Annotated in this window: 12 protein-coding genes; 3 read left to right on the top strand and 9 right to left on the bottom strand. The window is 70.8% G+C overall.

The window, feature by feature from the left end; all coding sequences use genetic code 11:
* Positions 1-15 precede the first annotated feature (15 nt).
* From OOK38_RS08010 to OOK38_RS07990, 5 genes are all read right to left on the bottom strand, one after another.
* Positions 16-1,479 carry a catalase gene (locus OOK38_RS08010; protein ID WP_266762300.1) on the bottom strand — a complete coding sequence of 488 codons (1,464 nt, stop codon included), beginning with the start codon at positions 1,477-1,479 and terminating at the stop codon, positions 16-18.
* Positions 1,480-1,657: 178 nt separating this feature from the next.
* The gene (locus tag OOK38_RS08005) at positions 1,658-3,814 is read right to left on the bottom strand and encodes a SpoIIE family protein phosphatase (protein WP_266762302.1); all 2,157 of its coding nucleotides are present in this window, start codon (positions 3,812-3,814) and stop codon (positions 1,658-1,660) included.
* 412 nt (positions 3,815-4,226) lie between these two features.
* Positions 4,227-4,919, bottom strand: a complete 693-nt coding sequence (locus OOK38_RS08000) for a DUF402 domain-containing protein (protein ID WP_266762304.1) — start codon at positions 4,917-4,919, stop codon at positions 4,227-4,229.
* A 115-nt stretch (positions 4,920-5,034) separates the two neighbouring features.
* The gene (locus OOK38_RS07995) at positions 5,035-6,438 is read right to left on the bottom strand and encodes a class II fumarate hydratase (protein WP_266762306.1); all 1,404 of its coding nucleotides are present in this window, start codon (positions 6,436-6,438) and stop codon (positions 5,035-5,037) included.
* A gap of 240 nt (positions 6,439-6,678) precedes the next feature.
* Positions 6,679-8,346: a fumarate hydratase gene (locus OOK38_RS07990; RefSeq protein ID WP_266762308.1), complete on the bottom strand. Its 1,668-nt coding sequence runs from the start codon at positions 8,344-8,346 to the stop codon at positions 6,679-6,681.
* Between the two features lie 247 nt (positions 8,347-8,593).
* Here OOK38_RS07990 and OOK38_RS07985 point away from each other — a divergent pair, with 247 nt between their 5' ends.
* Complete coding sequence (locus OOK38_RS07985) at positions 8,594-9,322, top strand: DUF1707 domain-containing protein (RefSeq protein ID WP_266762310.1); 729 nt, start codon at positions 8,594-8,596, stop codon at positions 9,320-9,322.
* Positions 9,323-9,521: 199 nt separating this feature from the next.
* Positions 9,522-9,890, top strand: a complete 369-nt coding sequence (locus tag OOK38_RS07980; RefSeq protein ID WP_266762312.1) for a WhiB family transcriptional regulator — start codon at positions 9,522-9,524, stop codon at positions 9,888-9,890.
* A gap of 89 nt (positions 9,891-9,979) precedes the next feature.
* Here the strand turns inward: OOK38_RS07980 and glpX are convergent, their stop codons facing one another.
* The gene (gene glpX / locus OOK38_RS07975; protein ID WP_266762314.1) at positions 9,980-11,011 is read right to left on the bottom strand and encodes a class II fructose-bisphosphatase; all 1,032 of its coding nucleotides are present in this window, start codon (positions 11,009-11,011) and stop codon (positions 9,980-9,982) included.
* Positions 11,012-11,137: 126 nt separating this feature from the next.
* Between glpX and OOK38_RS07970 the strand changes: the two genes are divergently transcribed.
* Positions 11,138-11,656, top strand: coding sequence for a DUF4245 domain-containing protein (locus tag OOK38_RS07970; RefSeq protein ID WP_266762316.1), 519 nt, complete (start codon positions 11,138-11,140; stop codon positions 11,654-11,656).
* Positions 11,657-11,786: 130 nt separating this feature from the next.
* On the opposite strand, the gene OOK38_RS07965 is transcribed toward OOK38_RS07970, so the two are convergent.
* The 3 genes from OOK38_RS07965 to xseA all read right to left on the bottom strand — a co-directional run bounded on the left by OOK38_RS07965 (position 11,787) and on the right by xseA (position 14,062).
* Entirely contained in the window at positions 11,787-12,377 is a 591-nt protein-coding gene (locus OOK38_RS07965; RefSeq protein WP_266762318.1) for a malonic semialdehyde reductase, read from the bottom strand.
* A gap of 215 nt (positions 12,378-12,592) precedes the next feature.
* Complete coding sequence (locus tag OOK38_RS07960; protein ID WP_266762320.1) at positions 12,593-12,844, bottom strand: exodeoxyribonuclease VII small subunit; 252 nt, start codon at positions 12,842-12,844, stop codon at positions 12,593-12,595.
* Positions 12,845-12,853: 9 nt separating this feature from the next.
* Complete coding sequence (gene xseA / locus OOK38_RS07955) at positions 12,854-14,062, bottom strand: exodeoxyribonuclease VII large subunit (protein ID WP_266762322.1); 1,209 nt, start codon at positions 14,060-14,062, stop codon at positions 12,854-12,856.
* Positions 14,063-14,066: the final 4 nt, after the last annotated feature.

Raw genomic sequence — 14,066 nt, 5'->3', positions numbered from 1 at the left:
GGTCTTCCGGCCGGGTCAGTCGCCGTTGACGCTGTGCGCGATCCGGTCGCCGATCTCCTTGTCCACGTTGCGCCAGTACTGGATCGCGCGGTCCAGGACCGGGCGGGTCACGCCGGCCTGGAGATGGCCGCTCACGTTCCCCACCAGACGGTCGCGGGCCGCGTCGTCGAGAACCTGGCGCACCATCGTGCCCGCCTGTCCCCAGTCGTCGTCCTCGCGGTGCGGCTTGTACGCCTCGCGCACCAGCTCACCGGCGGTCTGCCAGCTCGCCGGGTCACCGAACCGCCCGTAGTCGGCCGCCGGGCCGCCGTAGGAGTTGGGCGCGTACGGACGGGACGCCTTCGACGCCTCGTAGCGCATCGGGCCGTCCTTGGCGTACGAGTTCACCGGGGAGTGCGGCCGGTTGGGCGGCAGCTGGGCGTAGTTGGGGCCGATCCGGTACCGGTGGGTGTCGGGGTACGAGAACAGCCGGCCCAGCAGCATCTTGTCCGGCGAGGGCCCGATGCCCGGCACCAGGTTCGAGGGCTCGAAGGCGGCCTGCTCGATGTGGATGAAGTAGTCCTCGGGGTTCCTGTCCAGGACCATGCGGCCCACGTCGATCAGCGGGTAGTCCCCGTGCGGCCAGACCTTGGTCAGGTCGAACGGGTTGAACCGGTAGTCCGCCGCGTCCTCGAACGGCATGATCTGGACCTTCAGCGTCCAGCTCGGCGCGTTCCCGGAATCGATCGACCCGTACAGATCCTGGCGGTGCAGGTCCGGGTCCGTCCCCGCCAGCTCGTCGGCCTCCGCCTGGGTGAGGAACTCGACGCCCTGGTCGGTCTTGAAGTGGTACTTCACCCAGAACCGCTCACCGGCGCCATTGATCCACATGTAGGTGTGGGAGCTGTAGCCGTTCATGTGGCGGTACGTCTTCGGGATGCCCCGGTCGCCCATCAGCCAGGTCACCTGGTGCGCCGACTCGGGCGAGAGCGTCCAGAAGTCCCACTGCATGTCGTGGTCGCGCAGCCCCGTCGCCGGGTGGCGCTTCTGCGAGCGGATGAAGTCCTGGAACTTGATCGTGTCACGGACGAAGAAGACCGGGGTGTTGTTGCCCACCATGTCGTAATTGCCGTGTTCGGTGTAGAACTTCAGCGCGAAACCGCGCGGGTCGCGCCAGGTGTCGGGTGAGCCCTGCTCGCCCGCCACGGTCGAGAAGCGGGCCAGCATCTCGGTGCGCCTGCCCGGCTGGAACAGGTCGGCCCTGGTGAACTGACTGACATCGTTGGTGACTTCGAAGAATCCGTACGCGCCACTGCCCTTGGCGTGCACCACCCGCTCGGGGACCCGCTCCCGGTTGAACTGCGCCATCTTCTCGATGAGGTAGTGGTCCTGGAGCAGGATCGGGCCGTCGGGTCCGACGGTGAGCGAGTGTTCGTCGCTCTCCACCGGAATCCCGACATTGTTCGTGGTGTACGGAGCCTTCTGGGATGCCTGCGTCACGAGCGTCCTCCCGTCGGAGATGAGGTCGTCAGGTCGCTTCGCTCACCCCAGCAGTCAACGCCGCCGACACCATGTCGGCAACATGAGGACGGAGTCCTGCACCGGCACCGTTCGGTGCCGGCCCGGTCGGCACCGGTTCAGTGCCGGCCCGCGGGGGCGAGGCCGGACGAGTACCCGGTCAGCTCCGGTTCAACTCGAACCAGACGACCTTTCCCGTACTCAGCCGGGTCGCCCCCCACCGCCTCGCCAGCCGGTTCACCAGGAACAGCCCCCGACCGCCCTCGTCCGTGGCCCGCGCCTGCCGCAGCCGCGGCAGCTGAGGCACGTCGTCACCGACCTCGCAGCGCAGGACGTCCGTCCGCAGCAGCCGCAGCGTCACCGGCCGCGACGCGTACCGCACCGCGTTCGTCACGACCTCGCTGACCAGCAGCTCCACGGAGTCGGTCATGTCCTCCATGCCCCAACGGGACAGCGCCCGCCGGGCGAGGCGCCGGGCCCGGCCCGGCGCCGCGTCCTCCGGCTCCAGGAACCAGTACGCGACATCGCTCGGCGCGATCCCGTCGAACCGCGCCGCGAGCAGCGCGATGTCGTCGTCCCGGTCACCCGGGCCGAGCATGTCGAGCACCTCGTCGCACAGCGCTTCCAGCGGCGGCGGATGATCCGGCCCGGTCAGCGCCGCGACCGCCGCGAGCTTCTCCCGCAGCTGCTCTATCCCGGTCCAGACGTCACGGAGCCGCGACTCGACCAGACCGTCCGTGTACAGCAGCAGCGTCGCCCCGGCCGGCGCGTCCAGCTCCACCGCCTCGAAATCGACCCCGCCCACACCGATCGGAGCACCCGGCGGCACCCGCAGCACCTCCGCACGCCCGCCCAGATGCAGCAGCACCGGCGGCGGATGGCCCGCGTTGGCGATGGTGATCCGGTGCGACACCGGGTCGTAGACGGCGTACAGGCAGGTCGCCATGCGGTCGGTGCCCAGCCGCTGCGCCTGCTCGTCGAGATGGTGCAGCACCTCCTGCGGCGGCAGATCGAGCCCCGCGAGGGTCTGCGCCGTCGTCCGCAGCTGGCCCATGATCGCCGCCGACGTCATGGAGTGACCCATCACGTCACCGACGACCAGGGCGACCCGGCTGCCCGGCAGCGGGATCGCGTCGTACCAGTCGCCGCCCACCCGCGCCGTCTCGGCGGCCGGCAGATAGCGGGACGCGAGCCGTACCCCCGTGGGCCGCGGCAGCGTCTCGGGAAGCATCGTGCGCTGGAGCTCGTCGGCGATGTACGCCTCACGGCCGTACAGCACCGCCTTGTCGATACCGAGCGCGCTGTGCGTGGCCAGCTGCGCCGCGACCAGCAGATCGTCCGCCTCGAAGGCGAGACGCTCCGGACGGCGCAGGAACAGCGCCGCGCCGATCACCCGGCGCCGGCCGCGCAGCGGGGCGAGAATCGCCCGCTGCCCGCTCGGGACCGGCAGATCGTCGCCGAGCAGCTCGGGCAGCGCCGCCCGCGCGGCCGGCGCGTCCGCGAACACCGGCCGCACCCCGCGCAGCACCTCGGCGAGGGCGCCACCGGGACGCACCTCGCACAGCTCGGCCGTCATCGCCGACAGCTCACTGGGCTCCGGCCGCAGCACGGACAGGAAACCGCTCTCGGTGTCCCGCTCCTCCGGAATCCGGTCGGTCCGCCGCAGCCGCAGCACGAGAGGACCCGTCGGCCGCTCGTCGCCCACCGGCAGCGGGTCACGCAGATAGACGAGGATCGCGTCCGAGAAGGTCGGCACGGTGGCCCGGCAGAGCCCCATCACGATCTCGTCGAGGTCGATGCCCCGGGCGATCCGCCGGGTCGCGGCGCCCACGAAGCGCAGCCGGTCCCCGTCGCGCCGCATCGGCATCGGACCGCCCTGCGGCAGGCTCTGCCCGGTCCGGCGCTCCTTGCCGCCGGAGGTCCGCGAGGAACGGTCCTGCTCGGCGTCCGGCTGGATCGGGATGCTCTCCGGCGCGGGGCGCGGGCGGTGCGGATCGGGCTCGGTCGCCGAGGGCTGGGAGTGCTCCGGGCCGGGTCCGGAAGAGGCGGGCGTGGGCGCGTCCGTGCCGGAGGACGCGGACATGCCGGCGTCCGGGGACGCCTTGCCGCCGGCCTTGCCGCGCTTGCCGCGCGGCGTGGCCGTACCCGAACTCCTCGGGGCGTCGCCCGTACGGGCCTGTACCGGTAACGCGCCGGAACCCGGCAGCTGGGACGGCTGCTCCGGGGTACGCAGGAGCGCCCCGCGAGGGTCCGCGGGGGCGGGCGGCCGGCCGGCGCCGCTCTGCCGGCGCTCGTGCGAGGTGGGGTGCTCCGTCACGCGTGTCGAGTCCATCCGTCCGGGGCTGCGCGCCGTGCGTGCAGTTCGTCCCGCAGCCCCGATACCCGGAATGAGTGCCCCAGGAACGGATTCTGCGCGTCGTCAGGGCCGGGACCGACGGCGAGGACCGCCGTCGCCCGGCACGGTACGGCCCGCGGACGGCCGGAAACGACCCGTGCCGACAGGAGGCCGGTGACCGAAGCCCCCGCCCGCGCGGCCGTGGTGGCGAGCCCGCGCGGTGCGCCCGGTCCCTGGCCGGCCACGCCGCTGTACGCCTCGTACCCCTCGCTCACGTCCTGCCGCCCCTCGGTGACATATGGTCAAGCTCGGCTCATCCTGCGGGAGTTGTTACTGCCGTGCGCCCTTGCGGAAGACGATCCTACGGTTGTACCACGGGGGCGCATCAAGGGTCTCATGAGGACACGTGCGCGGGCGTACGGTCCCAGTCATCCGGCAGTACGGGAACCGGCCAGGCCGGATCGGGCCTCCAGTGCTGCCATCCGTCCGAGAACGGCGCGCCCCACGCGCGGATCACCTCCACCGCCGACCACCCCGCCTCTCGTACGCGTGCCGCCAGTTGAGCATCCATCAGACCGGCCCGTTGCGCCATCGCGAACTCGTCCTCGTCGAGCCAGCGCCAACTGCGGTCCGGGTGGACCGAGATGTCGAGGAAGTGATCCTCGGAGTCCACCCCGCCCGCCCAACGGGTCAGCGGAGCCTCCAGATTCACGTACCAGTTCTTGAAACGCCAGCCCGGATCCCAGAACAGCCACACCGACCAGGCGTCGCCCGGGCGCGCCAGCTTCAGCACCCCGGTCCCGAACCAGCGGTCGCGCCGCACCGCGCGCGGCTTGGTGTAGCGCGACTCCAGCGGCTCCCCGTGCACCGGCGAACCGTCGGCGAGCACAGGCTTCACGCACTCCGTGCCCGGCGCCATCCATACCGCGAGCAGTTCGGCGTCGTCGCGCGCGACCGTCACGGGACGGCAGATGTGGACGCGCTCACCGGCGTTCTCCCGGTACCGCCACAGGATCTGACTCCCGGGCTCCCAGTACGCCGCCGACCCGCCCGCTTCCGCCCGTCTCACCGCTCCACCCTCTGCCATGACCAGATATTAGGTGCCCCAGGCATGCGACGCTGCGGCGCGCGTCACGGTTCCCGCCATCGGGGAACTCCTGTTACGGAGCCGTCATCAGGCGTTTTTCCACGGATGCGGGCCGTTACGGGCGCGTCATCCGCAGGACATCCAGCGCCTCGTCCAACTGTTCCAGGGTCAGGTCTCCGCGCTCCACGTACCCGGACTCCAGCACCACCTGACGAATCGTCCTCCGCTCCGCGAGCGCCTTCTTGGCGACCTTGGCGGCCTCCTCGTACCCGATGTACTTGTTCAGCGGTGTCACCACGGACGGCGACGACTCCGCGTACTCGCGCGCCCGCTCCCGGTGCGCCACGATTCCGTCCACCGTCCGGTCGGCGAGCAGCCGCGAGACGTTCGCGAGCAGCCGGACCGACTCCAGGACGTTCTTGGCGATCACCGGCAGCATGACGTTCAGCTCGAAGTTCCCCGCCGCGCCCGCCACGGCGACGGTCGCGTCGTTCCCGGTCACCTGCGCGGCGACCATCAGCACCGCCTCGGGGATCACCGGGTTCACCTTGCCCGGCATGATCGAGGATCCCGGCTGGAGATCCGGGAGGCTGATCTCGGCCAGCCCGGTGCGCGGCCCGGAGGCCATCCACCGCAGATCGTTCGCGATCTTGGTCAGCCCGACGGCGATGGTCCTGAGCTGACCGCTCGTCTCCACGATCCCGTCGCGCGCCCCCTGCGCCTCGAAGTGGTCGCGGGCCTCGGTCAGCGGCAGCCCGGTCGACCGCGCCACCTCGGCGATCACCGCGGCGGAGAACCCGGGCGGGGTGTTGATCCCCGTCCCCACGGCCGTGCCGCCGAGCGGCAGTTCGGCCAGGCGCGGCAGCGAGGCCCGGAGCCGCTCGACCCCGTAGCGCACCTGGGCCGCGTACCCCCCGAACTCCTGCCCGAGGGTCACGGGCGTGGCGTCCATGAGATGGGTGCGCCCCGACTTCACCACGTCGGCGAACTCCTCCGACTTGCGGCCGAGGGCGGCCGCGAGGTGCTCCAGCGCGGGCACCAGATCGCGGGTCACGGCGGCGGTCGCGGCGATGTGGATCGAGGACGGGAACACGTCGTTGCTCGACTGCGACGCGTTCACGTGGTCGTTGGGGTGGACGTCCCGGCCCAGCCGCTCGGTCGCGAGCGTGGCGATGACCTCGTTCGTGTTCATGTTGGAGGACGTCCCGGAGCCCGTCTGGAAGACGTCGACCGGGAAGTGCGCGTCCCAGCGCCCCTCGGCGACCTCCGCGGCGGCCTCCTGGACCGCCTCCGCGACATCCTTGTCGATCACGCCCAGCTCGCCGTTCACCTTCGCGGCGGCCGCCTTGATCCGGGCGAGGGCCTCGATGTGCGCGCGCTCGAGATGCTGCCCCGAGATCGGGAAGTTCTCCACGGCACGCTGCGTCTGCGCCCGCCATTTCGCCTCCGCGGGCACCCGCACCTCGCCCATGGAGTCGTGCTCGATCCGGTACGCGCCTTCGCCCTGGCCATCTGCCATCGGTGACACCTCCATGGGGGACAGCATCCCGGAGCCCGCGGCTGTTCCCGCCCGGCGCGCACGAAGCCGTTGGTCCGTGCGGCCCAGCGCCGACGGCCGCGACGAACGAACGGCCGCCTTGTCGGCGGCCGTTCACACGCCACGCAGGGCTTCGCGCGGGGCACCCCGTACGACGTGACCCGCACGGCGCGGCACGCGGCACCCGTACGACGTCACCCAGGACGTCGCACGGGCCCCGCACTACGCCAGTCCGGGGCCCCGCACCGGGATCGAGGTGAAGGTCGGGGCGGGGGCGGGATCCTGGAAGAAGTCGTTGCCCTTGTCGTCGACCACGATGAAGGCCGGGAAGTCCTCGACCTCGATCTTCCAGACCGCCTCCATGCCGAGCTCCTCGTACTCGACGACCTCGACCTTCTTGATGCAGTCCTGGGCGAGGCGGGCGGCCGGGCCGCCGATGGAGCCGAGGTAGAAGCCGCCGTGCGTGTCACAGGCGTCTGTGACCTGCTTGCTGCGGTTGCCCTTGGCCAGCATCACCTTGGAGCCGCCCGCCGCCTGGAACTGCTCGACGTAGGAGTCCATGCGGCCGGCGGTCGTCGGGCCGAAGGAGCCGGACGCGTAGCCCGCGGGGGTCTTGGCCGGGCCCGCGTAGTACACCGGGTGGTCCTTCAGGTACTGCGGCATCTCCTCGCCCGCGTCCAGCCGCTCCTTGATCTTGGCGTGCGCGATGTCGCGCGCCACGACGAGCGGGCCGGAGAGCGAGAGACGGGTCTTGACCGGGTACTTCGTCAGCGCGGCGAGGATGTCGTCCATCGGCTGGTTGAGGTCGATCTTCACGACGTCGCCGGCCTCGTCGAGATGCTCGTCCGTGGTCTCCGGCAGGAAGCGCGCGGGGTCGGTCTCCAGCTGCTCCAGGAAGACGCCCTCTGCGGTGATCTTCGCGACGGCCTGGCGGTCGGCCGAGCACGAGACCGCGATCGCGACCGGGCAGGACGCGCCGTGGCGGGGCAGACGCACCACACGTACGTCGTGGCAGAAGTACTTGCCGCCGAACTGCGCGCCGATGCCGATCTTCTGGGTCAGCTCGAAGACCTTCTCCTCCAGCTCCTTGTCCCGGAAGCCGTGCCCGAGCTCGGAGCCCTCGGACGGGATCTCGTCCAGGTAGTGCGCGGAGGCGTACTTCGCGGTCTTCAGGGCGTACTCGGCGCTCGTGCCGCCGACGACGATCGCCAGGTGGTACGGCGGGCAGGCGGCCGTCCCGAGGGAACGGATCTTCTCCTCCAGGAACTTCATCATGGAGCCCTCGTTGAGGACCGCCTTCGTCTCCTGGTAGAGGAACGACTTGTTGGCGGAGCCGCCGCCCTTGGCCATGAACAGGAACTTGTAGGCGCCGCCGTCGGTGGCGTACAGCTCGATCTGCGCCGGCAGGTTCGAGCCCGTGTTCTTCTCGTCCCACATGGTCAGCGGGGCCATCTGCGAATAGCGCAGGTTCAGGTTCTTGTACGCGTCGTAGATGCCGCGCGAGAGGGCGGCCTCGTCGCCGCCCTCGGTGAGCACGTTCTGGCCGCGCTTGCCCATGACGATCGCGGTACCGGTGTCCTGGCACATGGGCAGGACGCCCGCGGCCGCGATGTTCGCGTTCTTCAGGAGGTCCAGGGCGACGAACTTGTCGTTGCTCGACGCCTCGGGGTCGTCGATGATGCGGCGCAGCTGGGCCAGGTGCGCGGGCCGCAGGTAGTGCTGGATGTCGTGGATGGCCTCCGTGGCGAGCTTGCGCAGCGCCTCCGGCTCCACCTTGAGGAACGTGCGCCCGTCGGCCTCGAAGGTGGAGACACCCTCGGAGGTCACCAGCCGGTACGGGGTGGTGTCCTCTCCCTGGGGGAGCAGATCGGTGTACGCGAACTCAGGCATCTCGCCCATTCCTCACTCGACAGACAGCTTTGGGGCTCGTTCGCCTCGGGCGCGCCCCTTCGGCTCACTCGCCGGAGGCCGGCCTTCATTGGCAGCGTCCACCAGCGTAGAACCTGACAGGGGCGCCGAGGTTGTGAGGTAAGGCTCAGTTCGGACACCGGACCGACGGCCCGGACGGGTGGCGGGTTTTCCACAGGCGGCGCGAGAGGGGTAGTCGCGATCTATCGCGTTTGGGTAGGCTGCTGTCGTGGACCTTCAAAAGCGCCCCGACGCGACCCCCGCCACGGCGGCGAAGCCGGCCGAGCTGCGTGCCTCCGACGCCGACCGGGACCGGATCACCGACATCCTGCGCGAGGCCCTCGCCGAGGGGCGCCTGACCGCGGAGGAGCACGCCGAGCGGGTGGAGGGGGCGCTGGCCACCAAGACGGTGGGCGAGCTCGACCAGTTCGTCCGGGACCTGCCCGCCGCCCACACCGGCCGCACGGCCTCGGCGTACGCTTCGGCGCCCAACCGCCCCACCCAGGGCGAGATCCCCGCGGAGGCCGACGACAATGTGGTGGCGGTCTTCAGCGCCGCCGTCCGCAAGGGCCGCTGGCGAGCGGGCCGCCGCATCCACGCGTACGCGGTCTTCGGCAGCGTGGAGATCGACCTGAGCGAGGCGATCTTCGAGTACCAGCAGGTCGTGATCAAGGCGGTCTCGGTCTTCGGCAACGTCGAGGTCCGTGTCCCGGAGAATGTCTCGCTGCGGGGCAACGGCGGCGGTGTGCTGGGCAACTTCGAGGTGGACACGCTCGATTCGGGCGACCCCGACGCACCCGTGGTCTACGTCGACGGCTTCGCCGTCCTCGGGAACGTCGAGGCGAGGCCCAAGCGCGGCAAGCTGATCGCGGACATCCTCGACCGGGTCACGAGCCGGGTGAACGACCGCGTGGCCGACCGGGTGGACCGGAGCCTGCGCAAGCACCTGGATCGTTGACGACCGGGACGGCGTCGGTGGCGGACGCGCGGTGGTCCGGTGATGGACGATCGATCATGCGCGGGAAGGCCCGGGCTTCGGCACACAGTGCATAGGCGCGCGCACAGCGGGTAGGCCTTGCTGCATCGTCTCTTGGAGGGCGCGGCGGAACTTTCCGCGGTGCCCGGCACGCTCGCGAAGCCGTCGTCAGGAGTAGACCGTGCTGCAACCGCCGCATCAGTCCCTGCAGGTAGCTGCCGTTCCGGCCCAGCGGGCGCCAGTGCGGGACAGGGATCAGGAAGCGCCATGGCACACGGAGGCGGTGTGCCGGCGCGACGAAGCCGGCCTGTTCTTCGCCCCCTCCAAGGAGCCGACCGCCTCCCGGCTCTCCCGTGAGGAGGCCGCCAAGCGCGTCTGCGCCCGCTGTCCGGTCATGGTCGAGTGCCGCGAACACGCGCTGCTGCAACCCGAGCCGTACGGCGTCTGGGGCGGCCTCACCGCCGCCGAGCGCCGTGTCGTGCTCGCCAGGCGCCGCCGCCGCGACCTGGAGCTCAAGAAGGCGCGGGGGCCGATAGCCGCGGCCGGCTGACACCCGCGTACGGGAAAGGGGCGCCCCTCCGCACAAGGGGCGCCCCTTCCGCGCCGTCGAAGGCGCCCGGCCCCGTTCGGCCGGTGGTCCTACTTGGCGCGGTCGAAGTCGATCGCGCTGTACGCACGCAGCTTGCTCAGCCGGTGCTCCGACGTGATCTGGCGGACCGTTCCGGACTTGGACCGCATCACGATCGACTCGGTCGTCGCGGTCTCGGAGCGGTAGCGCACCCCGCGCAGCAGCTCGCCGTCGGTGATGCCGGTCGCGACGAAGAAGACGTTCTCGCCGGAGACCAGGTCGTTCGTGGTCAGGACGCGGTCGAGGTCGTGCCCGGCGTCGACCGCCCGCTGCCGCTCCTCGTCGTCCTTCGGCCACAGCTTGCCCTGGATGGTGCCGCCGAGGCACTTGACCGCACAGGCCGAGATGATGCCCTCGGGCGTGCCGCCGATGCCCAGCAGCAGGTCGATGCCGGTGCCCTCGCGCAGCGCGAGGATCGAGCCCGCGACATCGCCGTCGGAGATCAGCTTGATGCGCGCGCCGGTCTCCCGGATCTCCTTGATGATGCCGTCGTGGCGCGGCCGGTCGAGGATGACGACGGTGACGTCCTCGGGCGTGACCCGCTTCGCCTTGGCGACCCGGCGGATGTTCACCGAGACGGGCGCGTTGATGTCGACGAAGTCGGCGGCCTCCGGGCCGGTGACCAGCTTGTCCATGTAGAAGACCGCGGACGGGTCGAACATGGTGCCGCGGTCGGCGGCGGCAAGCACGGCGATGGCGTTCGTCATGCCCTTGGCGGTGAGCGTCGTCCCGTCGATCGGGTCGACGGCGATGTCGCACTCGGGGCCGGTCCCGTCGCCCACGCGCTCCCCGTTGAAGAGCATCGGGGCTTCGTCCTTCTCTCCTTCGCCGATGACGACGACGCCGTTCATCGAGACGGTGGAGACAAGGGTTCGCATGGCCCGGACGGCGGCGCCGTCGGCGCCGTTCTTGTCGCCGCGGCCGACCCAGCGGCCCGCGGCCATCGCGGCGGCCTCGGTGACGCGGACGAGTTCGAGGGCGAGGTTCCGGTCGGGGGCTTCCGACGGTACTTCGAGTTCGGACGGCAGATGATGCTCGGTCATCGACACGCACCTTTCTGATACGACGACGGCCGGATGAGGGTGATGTCCCGACTCTATCGCCAGACTTACAAAATGAGCAGGGGGCCCCACGGATGAGCAGGCCAGGGCACCTGCGACGATAGGGCCGTGGCAGGTATGAAAGGCAAGCAGTCGGTCCGGGACATGATTCTCTCCCTGGGCCTCATCGGGCTCATGGCGGGCGTTATCTACATCTTCATCCCGCACGACGCATCAGAGCCCGATCTCAAGCGTGTCGACTACCGGGTCGAGCTGCTCACGGCTCGCCGGGCGGCGAGTTATCCCGTGGCGGCGCCCGAGGGTCTGCCGACGGCGTGGAAGCCGACCTCGGTGCGGTACGACGGCAGTGAGTTCGACGTCTGGCACCTGGGCTACCAGGCCCCCGACGGTCAGTACGTGGCGGTCGAGCAGTCCACTCAGCGGCCGGCCGTGTTCATCGACTCGGCGAGCCAGGGCGCGCGGCGGACCAAGGCCACCCAGCGCATCGGCGACCAGACCTGGCAGCGCTACGAGGGCGACCACTACGACGCCCTCGTCCTCACGGGCAAGGGCTCCACGACCGTGGTGACCGGCACCGGCTCGTTCGGCACGCTGGTGAAGATGGCGCAGGCCCTGAAGACCTCGTAGGCACCCCGCATACGTATGCACGAGAAGGGCCCCCGGCCATGTCGCCGGGGGCCCTTCTCGCGCTGGTGCGGGATCGACCGGTGGTTCCGGTGGTCCCGGTGTTCTGGTGGTGCCGTGGTCGAGCCGGTGATCAGACGGTCGTGATGACCTGGTCGGCCTCCAGGCGCGGGGAGCGCGGGAACCAGGCGTCCTCGCCCGGCTTGCCGATGTTGACGATCATCAGCGGGGTGTGGTCGTCGTCCAGGAACTCCTTCTGGATGCCGGCGAGGTCGGCGCCGGTCATCGGACCCGCGGCGAGGCCGGCGGCGCGGACGCCGATGATGAAGTACGCGGCCTGGAGCGCGGCGTTCATCGCGGCGCTGCCCTCACGGACCGGGCGCTCGGAGAAGAAGAGGTCCTTGGCGGCGGGGAAGTGGGGGAGGAGCGCCGGCAGCTCCTCGTGGAACTCGTTGTCCGCGGAGAGGATCGCGACCAGCGGGGCGGCGGCGGTCTTCGCCTGGTTGCCCTCGGCGAGGTGCTGCACCAGGCGCTCACGGGCTTCCGGGGAGCGGACCAGGGTGATGCGCAGCGGCGACTGGTTGAAGGCGGTCGGGCCGAACTTGACCAGGTCGTAGATCGCCTGCACCTGCTCGTCGGTCACCGGCTCGTCGGTGAACGTGTTCGCCGTGCGGGCCTCGCGGAACAGCAGGTCCTGAGCGGTGGGGTCAAGGACGAGAGACATGAGGAACCTTCTCGGTGCGTGCGGTGGATCCCGGGGGATCTGTTGGCGAGGACGACACTACGACGAAAAGGTTTAAGGTTCAATCAAAACCGGGGCATGGTGATCCGCTTCACAGGTCTGAGGGTGCGAGGAGAGGACTTCTCGGTCGTCCCGGCTCGCTCGCGACAACGGCGGCGGTCGGCCCCGCCGGGGCCGGCCGCCGCCGTCGACGGTCGTTACTCGGAATCCGAGCCGGTGTCGGTGTCCGCCTTCCGCGACTCCGACTCCTCCTCGGCCAGGGCCGCGTCCAGGCGGGCCCGCGCGCCCTCCAGCCAGCGCCGGCACACCTTGGCCAGCTCCTCGCCGCGCTCCCAGAGCGCCAGGGACTCCTCGAGGGTCGTACCACCCGCCTCCAGGCGGCGTACGACCTCGATCAGCTCGTCCCGTGCCTGCTCGTACCCGAGCGCCTCGTCCACCTTGCTGGTCATGCGCCCACCCTATGCATCGACTCGAACCGTGAATTCACCCTCGGCGACCCGCGCCCGCAGCGTCTCGTCCGCCACGACCTCGGCCGGGTCCCGGACCACATGACCGTCGGCCTTCTGCAGCACCGCGTACCCCCGCTGGAGGGTCGCCGCGGGGGAGAGGGCCACCACGCGCGCGTGCGTGTGCGTCAGCTCCGAGTCCGCGCGGTCCAGGAGATGCCCGAGGGTGCGCCGGCCCCGGTCGAGCAGCGCGGAGACCTGGTCCGCGCGCTCGTCGATCATCCGGTGCGGATCCTCTATCGAGGGCCGGGCCAGCGCGTGCGCGAGGCCCCGCTCCTCGCGGTCGATGAACGACATGACGCAGCGCCGCGCACGGTCCCGCAGGAACCGCACCCGCTCGTACTCCTCGCCGACGTCCGGCACGACCTTCTTGGCCGCGTCGGTCGGTGTGGACGCCCGCAGGTCGGCCACATGGTCCAGAAGCGGGTTGTCGGGCTCGTGCCCGATGGCCGACACGACCGGCGTACGGCAGGCCGCGACCGCCCGGACGAGCTGCTCGTCGGAGAACGGCAGCAGATCCTCCACGCTGCCGCCGCCGCGCGCCACGATGATCACGTCGACCTCGTCGAGCGCGTCCAGGTCCTTCACCGCCTGCACGACCTGCGGAACGGCGTGGACGCCCTGCACGGCGACATTGCGCACCTCGAAGCGGACGGCGGGCCAGCGGTGCCGCGCGTTCTCCAGCACGTCCCGCTCGGCCGCCGACGCGCGCCCGCACACCAGCCCGATGAGCTGCGGCAGGAACGGCAGCGGCTTCTTCCGCTCGGCCGCGAACAGTCCCTCGCCCGCCAGCGACTTCTTCAGCTGCTCCAGCCGGGCGAGGAGCTCGCCAACCCCCACCGGCTTGATCTCGGCGGCCCGCAGGGACAGCTGCCCACGCGGCGCGTACCACTCCGGCTTGGCGTGGACCACCACCCGGGCACCCTCGCTCACCACGTCGGCGACCGCGTCGAAGACCTGCCGATAGCAGGTCACGCCCACCGAGATGTCGTACGACGGGTCGCGCAACGTCAGGAAGACGACGCCCGCGCCGGGGCGCCGCGACAACTGGGTGATCTGCCCCTCGACCCACACCGCGCCGAGCCGGTCGATCCATCCCCCGATGAGCCGGGACACCTCGCCGACGGGCAGCGGAGCGTCCGCGGACGTGTTGAGAGCCATGCGC

Source organism: Streptomyces sp. NBC_00568 (assembly GCF_026341855.1).
Lineage (GTDB): Bacteria > Actinomycetota > Actinomycetes > Streptomycetales > Streptomycetaceae > Streptomyces.
The sequence above is the reverse complement of the archived record's forward strand: the minus strand, read 5'-3'. Positions and strand labels throughout refer to the sequence as shown.

Excerpts from the sequence above, each read along its gene's own strand:
- OOK38_RS07960 (WP_266762320.1), bottom strand. The coding sequence starts at position 12,844 with ATGACCAGCAAGGTGGACGAGGCGCTCGGGTACGAGCAGGCACGGGAC.
- OOK38_RS07995 (WP_266762306.1), bottom strand. The coding sequence starts at position 6,438 with ATGGCAGATGGCCAGGGCGAAGGCGCGTACCGGATCGAGCACGACTCC.
- glpX (WP_266762314.1), bottom strand. The coding sequence starts at position 11,011 with ATGACCGAGCATCATCTGCCGTCCGAACTCGAAGTACCGTCGGAAGCC.
- xseA (WP_266762322.1), bottom strand. The coding sequence starts at position 14,062 with ATGGCTCTCAACACGTCCGCGGACGCTCCGCTGCCCGTCGGCGAGGTG.
- OOK38_RS07965 (WP_266762318.1), bottom strand. The coding sequence starts at position 12,377 with ATGTCTCTCGTCCTTGACCCCACCGCTCAGGACCTGCTGTTCCGCGAG.
- OOK38_RS07990 (WP_266762308.1), bottom strand. The coding sequence starts at position 8,346 with ATGCCTGAGTTCGCGTACACCGATCTGCTCCCCCAGGGAGAGGACACC.
- OOK38_RS08000 (WP_266762304.1), bottom strand. The coding sequence starts at position 4,919 with ATGGCAGAGGGTGGAGCGGTGAGACGGGCGGAAGCGGGCGGGTCGGCG.